Raw genomic sequence first — 15,320 nt, 5'->3', positions numbered from 1 at the left:
AGGCGTTCGCGTGTTGATTGTCTGGTGAATTCTGCTCTGTTCCGTTTGTCCATGTTCCGTGTTATGTTCGGTTGCGCGGTTCCGTGCGCGTTGCGAAGGGGAGTCCGATGCGCCGTTTCGTCGTCCTGGTTCTCGCGTTGTTTTCGGTGGTTTCCGTGGCGCCCGCGGCGAACGCCGCCGTGGCGCCCAAGCCACCGCCGTTGTCCACGCCGTGGACCTCGCAGGTCAGCACCACGAACCCGCTGCCCGAGTACCCGAGGCCGCAGCTGACGCGGCCCGACTGGCAGTCGCTCAACGGTGAGTGGGAGTTCCTCAACCCCGCCACCGGCGCGAACGGCAGCGTCGACCGCTACGCCGCGCCGCCACTCGGGCAGACGCTGCCCGAGCGCATCCTGGTCCCCTACCCGGTCGAATCCGCGTTGTCGGGCATCATGCGCAACGACAACCGCGACCTGATGTTCTACCGCCGCACCTTCACCGTGCCGGCGGCCTGGGCCGGCCGGCACGTGCAGCTGCACTTCGGCGCCGTCGACTACGAGGCCACCGTGTGGGTCAACGGCGTCCAGGTCGCCTCGCACAAGGGCGGCTACGACCGGTTCGAAGCCGACATCACCGCGCGGCTGAACGGCGGCGCGAACGAGATCGTCGTGCGCGTCTACGACCCGACGAACGGCCGCGACGAGAAGCAGCCGGTCGGCAAGCAGGCCACCACCCCGTCGGACATCTTCTACACGCCGACTTCGGGCATCTGGCAGACCGTCTGGCTCGAGCCGACCGCGCCGTCGTCGATCTACTCCGTCGACATCCGCCCGAACCTGGCCGACAACACCGCGCGGGTGCGGGTGTTCGGCCGCGGAGACGTCAGCGGCTACTCCGTTTTCGCCGAGTCGATGACCGGCGGCGCCGTCGTCGGCAGCGCCGCCGGCGGCTTCACCGAGTTCTCGGTGCCGGTGCCGAACGCGCGGCGGTGGTCGCCCGACGACCCGTTCCTCTACGACCTGCGCGTGTCGCTGCGCGACGCGGCGGGCACGACGGTCGACCAGGTGATCAGCTACTTCGGCATGCGCGAGGTCGGCACGAAGAACGTCAACGGCGTGCTGCGCCCGACGCTCAACGGCGAGTTCGTGTTCCAGGTCGGCACGCTGGACCAGGGCTTCTGGCCCGACGGCCTGTACACCGCGCCGACCGACGCCGCGCTGGCCTCGGACCTGCAGAAGCACAAGGACCTGGGCTTCACCATGGTCCGCAAGCACATCAAGGTCGAGCCGGCTCGCTGGTACTACTGGGCCGACAAGCTGGGGTTGCTGGTGTGGCAGGACATCCCGTCGACCCCGAACGCGAACGCCGACCGCACGCCCGCGCAGATCGCCGAGTTCGAGACCGAAGCACGCGAGATCGTCGACGAGCACCGCTTCTCCCCCGCCGTCATCACGTACGTGCCGTTCAACGAGGGCTGGGGCGAGTGGAACCTCGCCGAGACCAGGCGCGTCACCACGAACATCAAGAACCAGGACCCGACGCGGCTGGTCGACGCGCACAGCGGGTTCAACTGCTGCGCGTCGAAGGGTGATCCGGGCACCGGGGACATCATCGACTGGCACGTGTACACCGGGCCGGACGCACCACGGCCGGCCGGGGCGCGGGTCTCGGTGCTGGGCGAGTTCGGCGGGCTCGGCCTGCGCAACCCCGGGCACGAGTACAGCCCCACCGGCAAGTTCTTCGCCTACGAGCAGATGGCGAGCGCCGCGCAGCTGAACGACCGCTACACCGGCATGATCCGGGACGCCCGGCAGCTGATGACCACCAAGGGCCTCTCGGCGTTCGTCTACACCGAGCTGACCGACGTCGAAGGCGAGTACAACGGGCTGTTCACCTACGACCGGCGGGTGCAGAAGGTCGACACCGCGCTGGTCCGCGCGGCGCACACCGACCTGATCAACGCCTCGAAGAACCTGAACGCCGCGGTGCCGCTGACGCTCGGGCACATCCGGTCGTTCCGGGTGACCACGCCCGGGTACACCGACCGGTACCTGCGGCACGCGGACTCCTTCGCCCGCACCGACGTGCTGACCACGGGCAGCGCCGACGGACCGCGGCAGGACGGCTCGTTCCGGGCCGTCGCGGGCCTGGCGAACCCGCGGTGCTTCTCGTTCGAGTCGGTGAACTTCCCCGGGAAGTTCCTGCGCCACGCCGACAACCGCGTCCGGATCGACAGCGACACCGGCGGCACGTTCGCCGCGGACGCCACCTGGTGCGACCGGCCGGGCCTCGCCGCCGGCGGGACGTCGTTCGAGTCGCTGAACCTGCCGGGGCGGTACCTGCGGCACTACGACGAAACCGTGTATCTGGCCGTGAGCGGCGGCCCGAACCCGTGGGACACCGCGACGAGCTTCGCCGCCGACGCGACGTGGGACGTCTCGGCGCCGGCGCTGTGGCGGAGTTCGGTGCCCCTGGCGGTGAACGCGCGGCAGTCGCTGCGGGTGACGACGTGGGGCTACACCGACCGGTACCTGCGGCACGCGGGCGGCCTCGCCTACACCGAGGTCGTGAACAGCGGCAGCAGCGCGTTGCTCAAGCAGGACGCGACGTACACGGTGCGGCGCGGGCTGGGCGAGTCGTCGTGCTACTCGTTCGAGTCGGTGAACTACCCCGGGCAGTTCCTGCGCCACCAGGACGGACGCGGCCGCAACTCGGTCGACGACGGGTCGGCGTTGATGCACGCGGACGCGACGTTCTGCACGCGGCCGGGCCTGGGCGGCACCGGCGTGACGTTCGAGTCGCTCAACATCGCGGGCGCGTTCCTGCGCCACTTCGATTCCGCCGTCTACATCGCTTCCGGTGGCGGAACGGGTTCCGACCGGCCCCAGACGGTGACGGCGGACAGCAGCTGGACGGTCGCGGCGCCCTGGGCCCCGTGAGCGGAGCCGGTCCGGTGTGGACTGTCCACACCGGGCCGGCTTCAGTGCTTCTCGGGCACCGGCTCGACCACGGGGTTCGCGGGCGGGGCTTCCCGGTGCAGGTCCGCTTCGGTCCGCACCTGGGTGCGGTTGGGGTTCGCGACGAGGCGGGGCTTCGGGTTCTCGATCACGGCGGTCCTTTCGACTGCTTCCAGTCTCGCGAATACCCGGGTGCCGCCGCTTCGAACAGTGGCCAAGAGCACTCCCGGTGGATCAGTGCGCGTGCCACCATGGGACGTCGGAATCGCCGAAGAGCAGCACAAACAGCGACGCGGGAAACCGGCCGCCGGCCGGCGCGAAGTCGACCGTCGTCTCGACCTCCTCGGCGCTCAGGAGCCGGACGCCGGTGATCACCCCGGATCGCGCCATCGGTTCGGCCGCGGGCGCGGGCGCGTGCACCAGCAGCGCGAACGGGCCCACGGCCGAAAGCCACAGGAGCCACGCCTCGGAGTGCCGGCTGCGGTCGAGGACGTAGGAGAAGCTGACGTCGTCCTCGCGGTCGGTCCAATCCTCGACCCGCATGACCTGCCGCAGCCGCTCGACCAGCGGCTCCCACGGCCGGGTGCGGAGCGCCTCCTCGAAGAACGCGTAGCCGGGTTTCCGGAGATCGCCGTAGGCGCGGCTGGCGTGCTCGAGGAAGTCGTCCATGCTCACCGGACGGGCGCCAGCGCCGCCAGCGCCGACATCAGCGACCGGCCCTCGTCGTCCGGGCTCGTGGTCGCGACGCGCTCCGCCACGCGCCGGCCGATTTCCGCCGTCGAAACCCCCATGTCCGACCCCGCCAGGGCCGGCAGCTCCGCCAGCACGCTCACCGTCGCGGCCTCGCACGCCAATGCCGCGGAGCGTTCGCCGAGGGAGGCCAGACACAGTGCCGCGGAAAAGATCGCCGCCGCCGGGTTGGCCCAGCCTCGGCCCGCGATGTCCGGGGCCGAGCCGTGGATGGGTTCGAACATGCTCGGCGCCGTGCCGCGGGGGTTGAAGTTCGAACCCGCCGCCACGCCCAGGCCGCCGATCACCGTGGCGGCGAGGTCGCTGACGATGTCGCCGAACAGGTTGTCCGTGACCACCACGTCGAACCGCCCGGGGTTCAGCGGGAGGTGCAGGCACATCGCGTCGGCGTGCACGTAGTCGCGCTCGACGTCCGGGTAGTCCGCCCCGACCTCCTCGACGACGCGCTCCCACAGCCGGCCCGCCTCGACCAGGATGTTCGTCTTGTGGCACAACGTCAGCCGCTTGCGGCGGGCGGCCGCGAGCCGGAACGCGAACTCGACGCACTCGCGGGTCGCCGCCGCCGTGGTCACCGACGTCTGCACCGCCGTCGCGTTCGGGGTGCCGCCGTGCACCGTCGACCCGCCGCCCGCGTAGAGACCTTCGGTGTTCTCCCGGACGATCACCAGATCGCAGTTCTCCGGCGTCACCCCGGCGACCGGGCTCGTGACACCCGGGTAGAGCCGCGCGGGCCGCAGGTTCACCGACTGCCGGAACGCGACGCGCAGCGCCACGATCAGCCCGCGCTCCAGGACACCCGGCGGCACGCGGGGATCGCCGACCGCGCCGAGCAGGAGCGCGTCGTGCGTCCTCAGCCGTTCGACGTCGCCGGCGGACAGCGCCACCCCGGTCTCCAGGTAGTGGTCGGCGCCCAGGTCGTGGTGCGTGGCGGTGAACTCGAAGCCGAACCGCTCGGCCGCCGCGGACACCACTTCGAGGGCCGCGGCGGTGACTTCGGGGCCGATCCCGTCGCCTTCGATGACGCCGAGGTCGTGCATGTCGTTTCTCCTTCGCCGGTTCAGTGCAGGGAACGGCCGCCGTCGACCGCGATGGTCGCGCCGGCGAGGTAGCCGTTGGTGCCGGCCAGCACGATGGCTTCCGCCAGCTCGTCGGCCGTGCCGTCGCGGCTGATCAGGTAACCCTGCCGCGCGTTGACACCGTCGCGTGCGGCCGGGGAACGGTCGCGCTGGGCCGCGCGCGCCATCGGCGTGTCGACGAGTCCGGGGCACACGCAGTTGACGCGGATGCCGCGGGGCGCGAGGTCGAGCGCCATCGACTTCGCGAGCCCGACCGCGGCGGACTTGGAGGCCACGTACGCCGCCATTTCGGCGATCGGTCGCAAGCCCGCGGCGGAGGCGACCACCACGATCGCGGCTCCCGGGCCCATCAACGGCAGCAACACGCGGCTGACCGACCAGACCGCCTTGACGTTCACCGCGAACGCCCGGTCCCAGTCGTGCTCGGAGGCCGTGTCGACCGCCCCGACGGCGACCGTGCCCGCGCAGTGCACCAGCAGGTCCACTTCGGTCAGCCGGTCGGCCAGCGCCCGCACCGACGCCTCGTCCGTGACGTCGACGGCGGGACCGGACGCCGGGTGCAGGTCCGCGACCACGACTTCCCGGCCGCCCGCCCGCAGCCGGGCGACGACGGCGGCGCCGATCCCGCTCGCGCCGCCGGTCACGACGGCGCTCACGCGGCGAGCAGCCCGGGCCGGACGCGCTCGGCGTAGTCGGCGCAGGAGAGGAACTCCGCGCGGCCCGACTCGAGCGCGTGCTCGATCACCTGTTCCAGCACCCACAACCGCGACGGCCGGCCGATGAACTGCGGGTGCGTGCCGAGCATGAAGTGCGTGCCCTCTTCCCGGGACAGACCGTCGAACTCGCGGGTCCACGTCTCCAGCACCGCCGACGGCGCGGACATGACCCGGCCGGTGACGCGGTTGGTGTACATGAACACCGGCGTGTCGACCAGCGGCCAGGCGAACGGGATCTCGACGATGTCCGTCACGCGGCCGCGGTCTTCGAGCAGGTGGACGGAGTCACTGTCGAAGAGGTTCGAGGAAAAGATCATCCCGTGCTCTTCCATCAGCGACACCGAATGCGGGGTCAGCTCGGCCGCCGGTGAGCGCCAGCCCTTCGGCTCGCGCCCGGTCGCCTTGACGATCGCGGCCGCGGCCAGACCGAACTCCTCGGCCTCCTGCTCCCGGCCGAGGTTGTCCGACCAGGTGTGGGTGTGGCTGTGGTGCTCGATGACGAACCCCGCGTCGAGGATCGACTCGATCGCCGCCGGGTACCGCTCGACGACCTGACCGGGCACGAAGAACGTCGCGCCGATGTCGTAGCGCTTCAGCAGGGCGAGGATCCGGGGCAACCCGACGTTCGGGCCGTAGTGGCCTTGCGAAACCCAGACCGGCTTGTCGGCGCCGGCCGGGTCGCGGGCGGTCCAGAGCAGCTCGGCGTCCATGTCGAAGGTGAGCAGGACGGGCGTCGTCATCGGCGGGACTCCTGAACTTCGCGGGTACTGGTCTGAACAGATGCTAGGTTGTCAGTATGTTCACGCCGGTCGGCAAAACCCGCGCCTTCGAAGCGGTGGTCGCCCAGATCGAAGAGGCGATCTACGCCGGCGACTACGCCCCCGGCGACTTCCTGCCGCCCGAGCGCACGCTCGTCGAGAACTTCGGCGTCGGCCGCTCCACGATCCGCGAGGCGTTGCGGATCCTGGAAAGCATGGGCCTGGTGCGCACCAGCTCCGGCAGCCGGACCGGGCCGGAGGTGTGCGGCACAGTGACCCCGGGCCTCACCCGCATGCTGCGCGGCGCGGTGAAGCTGGAAGGCGTGCCGGTGTTCGAGATCATCCAGTACCGGATGATCGCCGGCGCGGCGGCGAACAAGCTGGCGGCGCGCTTCCGCACCGACGAGCAGCTGGCCTCGATGGCCGAAGCGATCGGCGCGATGGAACGCGCCGAAGACGCCGCCGCGTTCGCGGCCGCGGACAACAGCTTCCACGACGTCGTGCGCGAAGCGGCGGGCAACCGCCTGCTGGCCGTGGTCAGCCAGGTGATCCAGGACGCGACGCTCGACATGGTCGCCGGCGCGGTCGACCCGGACACCGGAAACCCGGCCGCGCGCGACAGCTTCATCGCCGAGCACCGGCGCATCCTCGCGGCGATCACCGACGGCGACGGCGAGACGGCCGCCCGGCTCGCCGGCCAGACCCTGTACGACGGCTACGCGTCGCTGCTCGGCGCGGACCAGCGCGCCCGGCTCGCCGCGTTGCTGCCGTAGGCGCGTCACGGCCATGGCGCGAGCCGCGGCGCGTACACGTGCTGCTGCACGGCTTCGGCGACGTCGAGCAGCCGGTCTTCCGAGCCGGGCCGGCCGAGCACCTGCAGCCCCACCGGCATGCCCGATTCGAGGCCGCAGGGCACCGTGATGGCCGGATAGCCGGTGTAGTTGGCGAGGAACGTGTACGCGACCAGCTCGCGGCGCGCGTCCTCGGGTAGCGCGTCGCTCGGCCCACTCGCGCCTTCCGGCGCGATCACGCCGGTGGTGGGCGTGACGAGGAAGTCGACGTCGTGCAGCAGCGCGTCGAGGTGGTCGGCGGCCGCGTCGCCCCGGCCGAGCGACTCGGAATACGCCGCGCCGCTGATCGTCGAAGCCCGCTCCAGGTGATGCCGGGTGTAGGGCGCCAGGAGTTCGCGCGCCTGGGCGAGCATCCGGTCGCCGCCGGTCGACAGCCGGTCCGCCATCATCGCGTCGTAGAAGGGTTCGGCGAAGCGCGGCGTCTCCAAGCTGAGCGTGCTGTCCTCGACGTCGAAGCCGTCGAGCGTGGCCAGGCGGCCGAGCGCCGAGCGGACCACGCCGACGACGGCGCTGTCGGCGGCGCGGCCGCTGTCCGGGACCCAGCGCAGCCGCCACGGGCCTGCGGACACGGTGTCGCGATCGACGAACTCGAGGGTGTCGCGCTCGCTGCTTTCCTTGCCCCGCATCGCTTCCCACATCGCCCGCGCGTCCGAGACACGCAACGCCAGCGGGCCGGGGACGGAGAACCGCCGGGTGCCGATGAACCCGCCGCCGGCGGACACCGCGCCCCGCGACGGCTTGAGCCCGACCACCCCGCACAACGCGGCAGGGATGCGGACCGAGCCGCCGCCGTCGCTGCCGAGGGCGACCGGGGTGAGGCCCGCGGCGACGGAGGCGGCCGCCCCGCCGCTGGACCCGCCGCAGATCCGCGCCGGGTCCCACGGGTTCACCGTCTCGGGCTGGAGCTCGTTGAGGGTGCGGATGTAGATCGCGAACTCGGGGGTGTTCGTCTTCCCCACCAGCACGCCGCCCGCCCGGCGGATCCGGGCCACCACCGGGGCGTCCCGAGTGGGGACGTTGTCGGCGAAGACGGCGGACCCGTAGGTGGTGCGCACCCCGGCCGTCGCGTAGGTGTCCTTGACGGAGAACGGGATCCCGTGCATCGAGCCGGCCCGCTCCCCCGAGTCGTCGAGCGCTCGCGCGTCCGCCATCGCCTGGTCTTCGCACACCGCGAGGAACGCGCGCAGGGCCGGGTCGCGCTCGCGGATCCGGTCCAGGCTCGCGCGCACCGTGGGCACGCACCCGACGTCGGGCACCACTGTCATGTCGTCCCTCCCTCAACCGCCGAAGATCGACCAGCCGCCGTCGACGGCGAGCGTTTGGCCGGTGACATAAGAAGAATCCGCCGACAGCAGGAACCGGACGACGGTGGCGATCTCGCCCGGGTCCCCCAGCCGGCCCATCGGTGTCCGGCTCAGCACGGCTTGCTCGTCGAGCAGGCCGCGGGCGAAGTTGCGCTCCACCAACGGGGTCCGGATCGTGCCCGGCGCGACGGCGTTGACGCGGATCCCCTGCGGCGCCCACTCGGCGGCCACCTGCCGGACCAGTCCTTCGAGCCCGGCTTTGACCGCGCCGTAGGCCGCCCGGCCGTCGAGCGCGTGGCCCGCGGCCAGGCTCGACATGGCCACCACCGCGCCGCCGCGGACGGCGAGCAACGGCCGGGCCGCCCGGAGCAGCCGCGCCGCGGCCGCGAGGTGCACCTCGTACAGCTGACGCCAGTTCTCGTCGTCGAGGTCGGCGAACGGCTTCGTCAGGCCGGCGCCCGCGTTGCTGACCACGCCGTCGAGCCGGCCGAACCGCTGTTCGGCGGCCGCGACGAGCGCGGTGGCCGTCGCGGGATCGGCCATGTCACCGGTGACGGTCTCCGCTCCCTCGAGCCCGTGGGTCACGACGTCCCACCCGCAGCGCGCGAGTTCGGCGGCGCAGGCGCGGCCGATGCCCGAGGAGGAGCCGGTGACGATCGCGGCGAGCCGGTCGCTCATCGGTCCTGCAGTTCGCTGAAGGCGGTCTCGCGCATGCGGACGTACACGACGAACGTCGGGATCGCCGCGAGCATCGCCCAGAACGCGGGCGCGATCGGCGTGCCCAGCCAGGCGATCAGCGCGGTCGCGATGAACGGCGCGGTGCCGCCGAAGATCGCGGAACTGAGGTTGTAGGGCAACGCCATCGCGGAGTACCGCAGGCGGGTCGGGAACAGCTCGGTGATGCCGGCCGTGCCGGGGCCGGAGTAGCAGGACATGATCAGCATCGCGGGCAGCTGGACGACCAGCGCCACCAGGAACGAGCCGCTCGAGAGCAGCAGGTAGATCGGGATCGCGGAGACGAAGAACGCGACGGCGTGCGTGATCAGGATCGGGCGGCGGCCGAAGCGATCCGACAGCCGGCCCACCACGAGGGTGAACAGGGCGTAGAGGACCGTGCCGACGACGTTGACGAGGTAGGCCTTGCCGAGGCTCAGCCCGGCTTCGTTGCGCAGGAACGTCGGGGTGTAGGTCAGGAACGTGTAGAAGCCGATGTTGGGCAGCGCGGTGTAGAAGAACGCGATCACCATCGCGCGGCGCTGGGTGCGGACGGCTTCGCGCGTCGGCTTCTCCGCGACGTCGCCGGTGCTGCGCAGGGCCTCGAAGTGCGGGGTGTCCTCCATCCGGAAGCGGATGTAGAAGCCGACCGCGCCGAGTGGCAGCGCGACCAGGAACGGGATCCGCCAGCCCCAGCTCTCCAGCAGGTCGCTCGAGCCGAGGTCGGTGATCGCGGTGACGATGAGGACGCCGGCCAGCGTCCCGGTGATGACGCTGAACTGCTGCCAGCTGGAGATCCAGCCGCGGCGCCCGGTCTGTGCGTTTTCGACCATCATCGTGGCGGACCCGGTGAACTCGCCGCCGGCGGAGAACCCCTGGATCAGCCGGAGCAGGAGCAGCAGCAACGGCGCGGCGACGCCGGCGCTCGCGAACGTCGGGAGCAGCCCCATGCAGGCGGTACTGAGCGAAATCAGGATGAGCGCGAGCCCCAGCGCGGTCCGGCGGCCCCGCCGGTCACCGAGCTGCCCGAAGAAGAGCCCACCCAGGGGCCGCACGACGAACCCGACCCCGAACACGGCGAAGGTCGACAGCGTCGCCGCGACGCTGTTGCCACCGGGGAAGAACAACGACGCGATGACCGGGCTGAGCGCGGCGTAGACGCCGTAGTCGAACCATTCGATGAAGTTGCCGATCCCGCCGGCCAGCACGGCCCGCCGCGCGCTGGGCGCGGCCAGGGTGTCCGACGCGGGCGACGCTGCTCCGACTCTGGTCACGGGCACCTCTCAGCTGTCCACCTAGCTACTGGTCAGACCAAAGACAGTAGGTCGAACTCGCGCCCGCGTCCAGACCCGAGTTCGGACGAGGGCGCGTCAGGCCTTCGCGTTCACCTGCCCGACCAGCTCGCGGACCGTGGCCAGGGTCTCGTCGGGGTGGTCCAGGTGCACCCCGTGCGTCGCGCCCGGCCAGGACACGACCCGCCCGCCGAACGCCGTCGCGAGGCGCTCGTGGCCCCGGCGCATCGCCGTGGCCGGCTTGCGGTCCGCCGTCACCACCACCGCCGGGACACGGGGCAGGTCCGGCTCCCGAAGCCCGCGGGACACCTCGGTGATGCCGCGAACCGCGCGGGCCAGCTGCGGGATGTCGATGTCCGCCATCTTCAGCTGGGCCGCCTCGCAGTCCGGCCGCAGGTGCTGCTTCCGCGTCGACCGGACGATCGACGCGCGAAGCAGCCGCGTGAGCACCCCACGCACCCCGGGCACCGACGCGAGCGCGCCGAGCACCCGCGTCATCCGCTCCAGGAGCGCACACGTGCGGGGGTCGTTGACGATCGTCGGGTCGAGCAGGACGAGGCCCGCGACCTGCTCCGGGTGGGCCCGGGCCAGCAGCACGCCCACCGCGCCGCCGAGGCTCTGCCCGACCACGACGACCGGGCCGCAGCCGAGCCGGTCGATCAGGTCGCTCAGGTGATCCGCCGCGCCGGCCAAGGTGCCGTCGACGGCCGAAGTGCCCGTGCCGGGGCGGTCGTGGACGATCACCCGGCAGTCGGCCAGGCCTTCGACGAGCCCGGGGAAGAAGCCGTCGCACGCCTCGGCGCCGCCGGGCAGGAGCAGCACCGGCTGCCCCGATGCGCCGTGGACCCGGACTCCGTCGCTCTGCATGCGTGCCACCCTTCGCGAGATTGTTGCACAATCCTACCGTTGATCGTGGGGCAATGCTTCGGTCTGCTCGAACAGTTCGAGCCGGAGCACCTTCGCCGGGCGCACCCGGCCGTCCGGCGGTGGCGCGGTCGTCCCGCCGTCGGTCGTGACGTAGGCGACACCCGCCCGGCGGCGGCTCCACGCCATGCTCGACGGCCCCAGCAGCCGCAGGTCCAGCGGGTCACCGAGCACCGTCCGGGGCCGCTCGGCCGAGCCGGGATCCAGCGGCACGCGGTCGATCGTGTTCTCGCGATGCGTGGTCACGTAAGCGACTCCCGCGTCCTCGTCGAGGCAGAAGTCGTCGGCCATGGAGCCGCCGCCGACGTGCTCGGGCGCGCCCGCCGGCGTGTGGGTCACCGGGTCGACCGGGACACGCATGAAGAGCTTCTGCGCGGTCGAGGTGTAGTAGAGGTGGCCCGTGCTCGCCGCGTACCGGACGCCGTTGACGCCCGGCTGCGGCGGCTTCAGCGTGCTCAGCGGGTCGTGCGCCATCGACGCGTGCGCGAGCCAGACGTCGGCCGTCCCCGACGGCAGGTCGACCCGCCAGATGAGTCCGGCGAAGCAGTCGGCGACCAGCAGGACGCCCGGCGCCACCAGGCACGCGCCGTTCAGCGCGCGGACGCGGTCGTCGAAGGTCAGCACGGTCTCGATCGGCGGTTCGGTCTCCCCCGGCACCCAGCCCCGCAGGTCGACGCGGCTCAGGTGCGACTCGTGCGTGGTGTAGCCGTCGGTCAGCGCGACGTGGAAGACGTCCGGCTCGGTCTCGACGACCGCGGTGACCAGGTGGTCGTAGGTGTGCAGCACGAACGGCGCCGCACCCCCGGCCGGGACGAACCACAGCTGCTTCGCGTTGAGCGACGTGACGAGCAGCGAGTCGTCGTGGCGCACCGCGAGGTTCTCGAGGAAGGAGTGCTCGGGGAACTCCGCGACGGTGGACAGGGCAGGTGTCATCGATCGGGCATTTCCGCGCATGAACGTTCGCTTTCCTTCTTCACCGTGCCTCCGACCAGGCCGGGCTGTCAAACGCGAACGTTCGTGTTTTTTGTTACCCTCGGCCGGTGCCCAAGATCTCCGACCAGTACCGGGACGAGCGGCGCGCGCACATCCTGGCCGCCGCGCGCCGCTGCTTCCTGCGTGACGGCTTCCACGAGACGTCGATGCAGGACCTCGTGCGCGAGGCCGGCGTCTCCTCCGGGGCGGTGTACCGCTACTTCCCCGGCAAGGACGCGATGATCGTCGCCATCGCCGAGGAGAACCTCCGCGACGTCGTCGCGATCGTCCGCGAGTCGGCGCGCACCGCGGCCGGTCCCGGCGAGGCCGTGGCGGCGACGCTGGAGTTCCTGTCCGCCCGTCACGCGGAGGACGGCTTCGCCGCGATCGCCCTGCTCGTCTGGTCGGAGGCCCTCCGCAACCCGGCGCTGGCCGAGCACCTGCGGAAGTCGTTCGAGGCGGCGGCCGCGGCGCTGACCGGGCCAGCGGAGCACGCCGGCGCCCTGGTGGACGTGCTGCTGTGCGTGCTCCCCGGTTACCTCCTGCAGACCGCGATCCGCGGCCCCGGGTCCGTCGCCGCCATCCCGTCGGCGGTCCACACGCTGTTCGCCGGAAAGCCATCAACCGGCCACGAAAATTAGCCGGGATCGATTCAGACACTCTCTGCTAGCCTCGCTCGCGGGACGGCGCCCGCCGGCGCCCCTGGGGACGACTTACGAGGAGCTGAGATGACGGCAATCGCCCGTGTGCGCGGTCGTGAGGTGCTCGACAGCCGGGGGAACCCGACCGTCGAGGTGGACGTCGTGCTGGCCGACGGCTCGCTCGGGCGGGCCGCCGTCCCGTCGGGCGCCTCGACCGGCACGCGGGAGGCCGTCGAGCTGCGCGACGGCGACAAGGCGCGCTACCACGGCAAAGGCGTGCGCAAGGCGGTCACCGCGGTGAACACCGAGCTCGCCGACGCGGTCGTCGGGCTGGAGGCCGAAGCGCAGTCCGAGGTCGACGCCGCGCTGATCGCCGCGGACGGGACCGCGAACAAGGCGCGGGTCGGGGCCAACGCCACGCTCGGGATTTCGCTGGCCGTCGCGAAGGCGGCCGCCGCGGCCAACACGTTGCCGCTGTACCGCTACGTCGGCGGGGTGTTCGCCCACCAGCTGCCGATGCCGATGATGAACATCGTCAACGGCGGCGCGCACGCCGACAACCCGATCGACTTCCAGGAGTTCATGATCGGCCCGGTCGGCGCCGAGACCTTCGCCGAGGCCGTGCGGATGGGCTCCGAGGTCTTCCACACGCTGCGCGCGTCGCTGCGGAAGGCCGGGCACGGCACGAACGTCGGCGACGAAGGCGGTTTCGCGCCCAACCTCGCCTCGGCCGACGAGGCGCTCGAGTTCGTCGTCCGCGCGATCGAGGACAGCGGCTACACCCCGGGCGAGGACATCGCGCTGCTGCTCGACCCGGCGGCGTCGGAGTTCTACGCGGACGGCGTCTACGACTACCGCGGCGAGGGCCGCAAGCGCAGCGTCGAGGAGCACGTCGCCTACCTCGCCGAGCTGACCACCCGCTTCCCGATCGTCTCCATCGAAGACGGCCTCGCCCAGGACGACTACGACGGCTGGAAGCAGCTCACGGACACCATCGGCAACCGCGTCCAACTGGTCGGCGACGACGTCTTCTGCACCAACGTGGCGTTGCTGCGCGACGGCATCGAGCGCGGCATCGCGAACTCGATCCTGATCAAGGTCAACCAGATCGGCACGCTCACCGAGACGCTGCTGACCGTCGACACCGCACACAAGGCGGGCTACTCGGCGGTGATGTCGCACCGCTCGGGCGAAACCGAGGACACGACGATCGCGGACCTGGCGGTGGCCACCGGCTGCGGCCAGATCAAGACGGGTTCGCTGTCCCGGTCCGACCGCACCGCCAAGTACAACCAGCTCATCCGCATCGAGGAGGAGCTGGGCGCCGAGGCGCGGTACGCGGGGCGCGCGACCCTGCGCGGGAGCCGCTGAGGTTTCGTGAAGTACGCGGCCGCGTCGGCGAGGGAGACCTCGCGGGCGCGGCCGTTGGTGTTCATGCGGCCGAGGTCAGCGCGCGCAACTCACCGAGCACCTCGGTCGCGATCTCGCCCAACGACCGTTCTTCGCGCCCGACGGAGAGGGATCGGCGGCTCCGCTCGCCGCGACGAAAGCCGGCCCTCTTGCAGAGTCCGCACGCCCACGACGCCGGGCTCCGCCCGAGCACCAACCGGCGAGACTTCCTGCAATCGGTAGGCGCGGCCGCTGGCGTTCATGCGGCCGAGGTCAGCGCACGCAGCTCGCCGAGCTGAGAGATCGGCGGCTCCACGCACACGCAAAGCCCCGGCGAAGCCGGCCATCTCGCCCAGCCCACGCCCACAACGCCGAGCAGCCGCGGCCGCCGCCATTCACACGGCCGAGGTCAGCGCGCGCAGCTCGCCGAGCACCTCGGTCGCGATCTCGCCCAACGACCGTTCCTCCCCCTCCCGCAGCCACTGGACGAACGCGACCGCGAACACCGTGACCCCCGACTCCGCGGCCAAAGTCGCCGCCGGGTCGGCCACCCCGCGTGCGCGGAACGCGTCCGCCAAAGCCGCGGCGAGGCTCGCCATCTTGTGCACCTCGCGCTCCTGCAACGCCGGGTTCCGGCCGATCACCGACTGGCGCACCCGCGAATGGGACCGGCGCTCGTCCGGGAAGAACTCCGCCGCCGAGGCCAGTGCGGCCGCCACCACCTCGATCGGCGACGCCGTCGGCGACGCGGCCTCCACTCCGGCCACGAATGCCCGGACGAACAGCTCCTGACCGTGGAACAGGGCTTCGCGCTTGTCAGCGAAGTGGCGGAAGAACGTGCGCTCGGTCAGGCCGACGGACTGCGCGATCTCCGCCGCGGTCGTCTCTTCGAAGCCGCGAGTCGCGAACAGCTCCAGGGCCGCCCGCTGCAGCCGCTCCGGGGTTCCCGGTTCCCAACGCACCATGCCGTCGAGTCTAAGTGATGACAGCGACTGAC

15 protein-coding genes are annotated in these 15,320 nt (G+C 71.6%); 4 read left to right on the top strand and 11 right to left on the bottom strand.

Annotation, left to right across the window (positions count from 1 at the left end):
• Positions 1–107 precede the first annotated feature (107 nt).
• On the top strand, positions 108–2,918 hold the full coding sequence (locus M8542_RS20130) for an AbfB domain-containing protein (RefSeq protein WP_257921749.1): 2,811 nt from the start codon (positions 108–110) through the stop codon (positions 2,916–2,918).
• Positions 2,919–2,959: 41 nt separating this feature from the next.
• On the opposite strand, the gene M8542_RS20125 is transcribed toward M8542_RS20130, so the two are convergent.
• From M8542_RS20125 to M8542_RS20105, 5 genes are all read right to left on the bottom strand, one after another.
• Positions 2,960–3,088 (bottom strand): hypothetical protein, encoded by a 129-nt coding sequence (locus M8542_RS20125; protein WP_257921748.1) that lies wholly within the window; start codon positions 3,086–3,088, stop codon positions 2,960–2,962.
• 82 nt (positions 3,089–3,170) lie between these two features.
• Positions 3,171–3,605 (bottom strand): hypothetical protein, encoded by a 435-nt coding sequence (locus M8542_RS20120; protein WP_257921747.1) that lies wholly within the window; start codon positions 3,603–3,605, stop codon positions 3,171–3,173.
• Between the two features lie 2 nt (positions 3,606–3,607).
• The gene (locus M8542_RS20115; protein WP_257921746.1) at positions 3,608–4,723 is read right to left on the bottom strand and encodes a 3-isopropylmalate dehydrogenase; all 1,116 of its coding nucleotides are present in this window, start codon (positions 4,721–4,723) and stop codon (positions 3,608–3,610) included.
• 20 nt (positions 4,724–4,743) lie between these two features.
• Entirely contained in the window at positions 4,744–5,418 is a 675-nt protein-coding gene (locus M8542_RS20110; protein WP_257921745.1) for an SDR family NAD(P)-dependent oxidoreductase, read from the bottom strand.
• A complete protein-coding gene (locus tag M8542_RS20105) occupies positions 5,415–6,218 on the bottom strand; it encodes a polysaccharide deacetylase family protein (RefSeq protein ID WP_257921744.1) in 804 nt (267 codons plus the stop codon). The genes M8542_RS20110 and M8542_RS20105 overlap by 4 nt, the downstream gene beginning before the upstream one ends.
• A 56-nt stretch (positions 6,219–6,274) precedes the next feature.
• On the opposite strand from M8542_RS20105, the gene M8542_RS20100 reads away from it, so the two are divergent.
• Complete coding sequence (locus M8542_RS20100) at positions 6,275–7,009, top strand: FadR/GntR family transcriptional regulator (protein WP_257921743.1); 735 nt, start codon at positions 6,275–6,277, stop codon at positions 7,007–7,009.
• A 5-nt stretch (positions 7,010–7,014) separates the two neighbouring features.
• Here the strand turns inward: M8542_RS20100 and M8542_RS20095 are convergent, their stop codons facing one another.
• The 5 genes from M8542_RS20095 to M8542_RS20075 form a co-directional block, all read right to left on the bottom strand.
• Positions 7,015–8,352 carry an amidase gene (locus M8542_RS20095; protein WP_257921742.1) on the bottom strand — a complete coding sequence of 446 codons (1,338 nt, stop codon included), beginning with the start codon at positions 8,350–8,352 and terminating at the stop codon, positions 7,015–7,017.
• 12 nt (positions 8,353–8,364) lie between these two features.
• Complete coding sequence (locus M8542_RS20090; protein WP_257921741.1) at positions 8,365–9,069, bottom strand: SDR family NAD(P)-dependent oxidoreductase; 705 nt, start codon at positions 9,067–9,069, stop codon at positions 8,365–8,367.
• Positions 9,066–10,379, bottom strand: a complete 1,314-nt coding sequence (locus M8542_RS20085; RefSeq protein WP_257921740.1) for an MFS transporter — start codon at positions 10,377–10,379, stop codon at positions 9,066–9,068. Before M8542_RS20085 ends, M8542_RS20090 begins: the two co-directional genes overlap by 4 nt.
• Before the next feature lie 96 nt (positions 10,380–10,475).
• On the bottom strand, positions 10,476–11,264 hold the full coding sequence (locus M8542_RS20080; RefSeq protein WP_257921739.1) for an alpha/beta fold hydrolase: 789 nt from the start codon (positions 11,262–11,264) through the stop codon (positions 10,476–10,478).
• A 33-nt stretch (positions 11,265–11,297) separates the two neighbouring features.
• Positions 11,298–12,254, bottom strand: coding sequence for a hypothetical protein (locus M8542_RS20075; protein WP_257921738.1), 957 nt, complete (start codon positions 12,252–12,254; stop codon positions 11,298–11,300).
• Positions 12,255–12,361: 107 nt separating this feature from the next.
• On the opposite strand from M8542_RS20075, the gene M8542_RS20070 reads away from it, so the two are divergent.
• Positions 12,362–12,934, top strand: coding sequence for a TetR/AcrR family transcriptional regulator (locus M8542_RS20070; protein WP_257921737.1), 573 nt, complete (start codon positions 12,362–12,364; stop codon positions 12,932–12,934).
• An 87-nt stretch (positions 12,935–13,021) separates the two neighbouring features.
• On the top strand, positions 13,022–14,305 hold the full coding sequence (gene eno / locus M8542_RS20065; RefSeq protein ID WP_257921736.1) for a phosphopyruvate hydratase: 1,284 nt from the start codon (positions 13,022–13,024) through the stop codon (positions 14,303–14,305).
• Between the two features lie 413 nt (positions 14,306–14,718).
• Here eno and M8542_RS20060 read toward each other — a convergent pair whose 3' ends face one another.
• Entirely contained in the window at positions 14,719–15,288 is a 570-nt protein-coding gene (locus M8542_RS20060) for a TetR family transcriptional regulator (RefSeq protein ID WP_257921735.1), read from the bottom strand.
• Positions 15,289–15,320 lie beyond the last annotated feature (32 nt).

Source organism: Amycolatopsis iheyensis, assembly GCF_024703995.1.
Classification (GTDB): Bacteria; Actinomycetota; Actinomycetes; order Mycobacteriales; family Pseudonocardiaceae; genus Amycolatopsis; species Amycolatopsis iheyensis.
This window is presented reverse-complemented; position numbering and strand designations above follow the sequence as displayed.